We start from the raw sequence: 3,474 nt of genomic DNA on the forward strand, positions 1-3,474 counted from the left end.
TGGAATCTCTTTTATACCAATATCTCTTATAAATATGAATGAGATAGCAATTTGTCCATCTTTATCTGTGTTTCTTGCTAATTTCTTAAATAGAACTATAGGGGTAAACTTCTTATAACCCCTCTTCTTTTTGCGAGGGACTCCTTTTTCTTTTTCGTGAGGAGTTTTTCCTCTTTCCTGTTATACAAGTAGCGGGCAGATAATAGATTTATAAGGGAGTGATACTCCCTTATAAATCCCTGAAAAAGAAAAAGGACAAAATACGAAAGATAGAAAAACCACTGAGGGAGGCACTTGCCCTCCCTCAGTGGAGTGATATGATTTGCTTGTTGCCACGATCCTCTGCAGGAAAGCAGAAAAAAAGGAATGGCTCCCCGCGCTTTATAGTTAATTACAAAAACCGTCAGGATAGGGCGTAATCGATATATTCTTCTAAAAGTCCTGCTTTTCCCAGGAGGTCAAGGATGGTTACTCTTTTTCGTATGAAACGAGAAAAAAGTAGAGCTTCTCTAATCATTTTTTCTGAGAATCCTAATTCTTTTAAGGTTTGAGGAGCTTGAGCTCTTTGCAATAGAGAAGCTGGGTCAGGGATAACTGATAGTTTGTCTTGCAATTGCTGCGATAAAAAGGCAGAATCCGCTACTTTTATTTCTTCTTTATCCCATTTCAGTTTTTCTTTAGCATCTTTTTCTATGAAAGGAAACAGTGGGCCAAAGTGAATCTTTAACTCTTCTTCCTGGCTTCTAAAAGAATGGTTTTTACTCTTCTCCCAGTCTATTTCTTTCAGCTCTTGTATAAATCGGTCATACATTTTCTTAATGATGACTGTTGCTCCTCCTACCCTCAAGCCATGAAGAGAAGGGTCCATTCTCCGATGCAGAGCCATCATCTCAAGATGGTGAGCAACCAGGTGTTCTGCGCCTGATGCAGGACGAGAATCTCCCACCATAGTCATACTGAAACCCGAGTTAAGGAGCGCTACCGCCAGAGCATAGATGGCTTCTTCCTCTCTTTCTCCTATTTTTTCTGCTTTTTCTCTTAATATTTCTAAGGCTCCTTTTACCAGCTCCCAAGTATATTCACAGAAATATTCCTCCTGTAAAATATTTCTCATTACCCAGTCAGCATTGGCAGTGATTTTACCCACGAGATCGGAGAAACCAGACTGGATCAAAGGAAGAGGAGCTTGAGATAGAATTTCCAGATCCATAAAAATAGCACAAGGAGGAGTGGCATCATAGGTTACTTTATATCCTCCCACTAACATGGGAGCTCCGGGAGAGGAATATCCATCCATAGAAGGAGCAGTAGCTACTACGGCATAAGGAATCTGTGTCCGATGGGCTACAAATTTAGCTAAATCATTTATCACTCCTGAGCCTACTGCTAATATAAAATCAGGTTTGTGGAAAAGAAAAGAACCGATACGTTCTCGAGCCTTTTCATCGGGCTCTAAATATTTTAGCTCAGGAGGTTTTTCCAGTAAGACTGGTACAACTTCAAAAGAAGCTTTTTTTAAAATTCTTTCTGTTTCCTTTCCTGCCGCTTCGTAGGTATTATTGTCAAAAAGGAGAAGAAGTTTTTTCCCTAAATTAAGCTCCGATAATGTTTGAGGTATGCGAGGTAGCACTTCTTTCCCCAGCATAGTTTTTTTAGTCGGGATATGATGAATTTTCCCACATTTACAAGGAAAAGTGGTGGCTTCGGCAAAAAAGAAAAGTTTGTCAGGCATTTTTCTCTCCTTACTTGAGATGATTATTTATTTCTTCTAAAGAAGTAAAGATGAAATCTGGTTGCCAGGGAGAATTTTTTACATCTTCTTCTTTTGTCTCTCCGGTGAGAACCAGAATAGTAGTGATTCCCGCTTTTTTCCCCATAGCAATGTCAGTATAGAGACGATCTCCAATAATGGCTACTTCTCCCCTTTTAGTTTCAGTCCTTTGCAGAATATATTCTATCATTTCCGGATAAGGCTTACCAAATATTTTAGGAGATCGGTCGGTAGAAGCTTCTATGGCTTTTATGAAAGATCCGGCATCTATTACCGGTCCTTCCTCGGTAGGACAATTTAGGTCGGGGTGAGTGGCAAAAAAGGGGACTCCACTTCTTATGAATTGACAAGCTTGGTTTATTTTTTGATAAGTCAGGCCTGTATCAAATCCTAAAACCACAAAGTCCGGATCTTTTTGTACTAGAATGAAATTAGCCTGCAAAAACTCAATCTCTAACTCCGGGGTACCTAAAAGATACACTCGAGGATGGGGATTCATTTGGGAAAGATAAAAAATGGTAGCCTGGGAAGAGGTAATTATTTTATGGGAAGGGAAATCTCGTAATCCCATTTTTCTCAATTTCTGGGCATAAAAGGTGGAGCTGTGAGAAGAGTTGTTAGTCAAGAAACAAAAATCTTTGTCTTGTTCAGAGATAATTTGTAAAAATTCTCGAGCACCGGGAAGGAGCTGTTCTCCCAGATAAAAGGTGCCATCCATATCTAAAATAAAAAAGCGAATAGCAGAAAAACTCATAAAATTCCTCCCTATTATCATCTTTAATGAGTATAATAGGTAAAAGATGGAGCAAAAGCAAGGCGCAGAGAGTTCGAACACAAAATGAAAATGGATATCTATTTTTATAATACTATTTGACTTCAAAGTTAAAAAAATATTCAAGAATTTGAAGAGCAAAAGTGGAGGATAGATAAATGATCCGAGTAAGAGTGGACAAACTTAAACCAGGGATGATAGTGGGTTATCCAATACTGAGAGAAGATGGGGTAATTTTTGTAAAAGAAGGGGTAGTTCTGAATAATACTCTGATAAATAGACTGCAGAAATTGGGTTTTGAGAATATTTACATCCGGGATTCTCGTTTTCCAGATACCGATCTGGAAGAAATAATTTCTCACGACCTCCGCCGGCAAGCTCTGGTGACTTTAAACGAAACCTTTTATCAGGCGATAAAAGGTAAAGAAGTTTCTTTAGAACCATTAAAAGAGCTGGTAGATGGAATTATAGAAGAAATTTTGAGCTCTAAAAAATCGGTGGTTAGCTTGGTTCAACTGCGGCAATATGATGATTCAGTTTTTACCCACTCGGTTAATGTAGCTGCTCTTTCTGTTTTTATCGGTAAATTCCTGGGTTTTTCCCGCTCTCAGCTGAAAACTCTTGCTCTGGGATCTATTATGCACGATCTGGGTAAGATTAAGATACCGGTTGAGATTTTGAATAAACCAGACAAGCTCTCTCCTAAAGAATGGGAATTGATTAAAAAACATTCTTCGTGGTCGGCAGAATTAATAACAGAAAAAATGCCTGAAGAAATAGAAAGTATTGAGATTGCTCTTCAGCATCATGAGAGAATGGATGGAAGTGGTTATCCTTATGGTTTGATAGGAGAGGATATCCATTTTTTATCTCGAATCTGTGCTTGTGCCGATGTTTATGATGCTCTTACTGTAGACCGTCCTTACAGAAA

The 3,474-nt window shown here is 38.6% G+C and carries 3 protein-coding genes; 1 reads left to right on the plus strand and 2 read right to left on the minus strand.

What is annotated here, in order from left to right:
* Window positions 1-403: 403 nt before the first annotated feature.
* Window positions 404-1,732, minus strand: a complete 1,329-nt coding sequence (locus tag GXZ17_RS02780; RefSeq protein ID WP_409375766.1) for a sn-glycerol-1-phosphate dehydrogenase — start codon at window positions 1,730-1,732, stop codon at window positions 404-406.
* 10 nt (window positions 1,733-1,742) lie between these two features.
* On the minus strand, window positions 1,743-2,525 hold the full coding sequence (locus GXZ17_RS02785) for an HAD-IIA family hydrolase (RefSeq protein WP_409375767.1): 783 nt from the start codon (window positions 2,523-2,525) through the stop codon (window positions 1,743-1,745).
* Window positions 2,526-2,701: 176 nt separating this feature from the next.
* Between GXZ17_RS02785 and GXZ17_RS02790 the strand changes: the two genes are divergently transcribed.
* A partial coding sequence (locus tag GXZ17_RS02790; RefSeq protein ID WP_409375768.1) for an HD-GYP domain-containing protein occupies window positions 2,702-3,474 on the plus strand: 773 nt, incomplete at its 3' end.

It is taken from the genome of Candidatus Sordicultor fermentans (assembly GCF_012728195.1).
In the GTDB taxonomy this organism is placed as follows: Bacteria; Atribacterota; Atribacteria; order Atribacterales; family Caldatribacteriaceae; genus Sordicultor; species Sordicultor fermentans.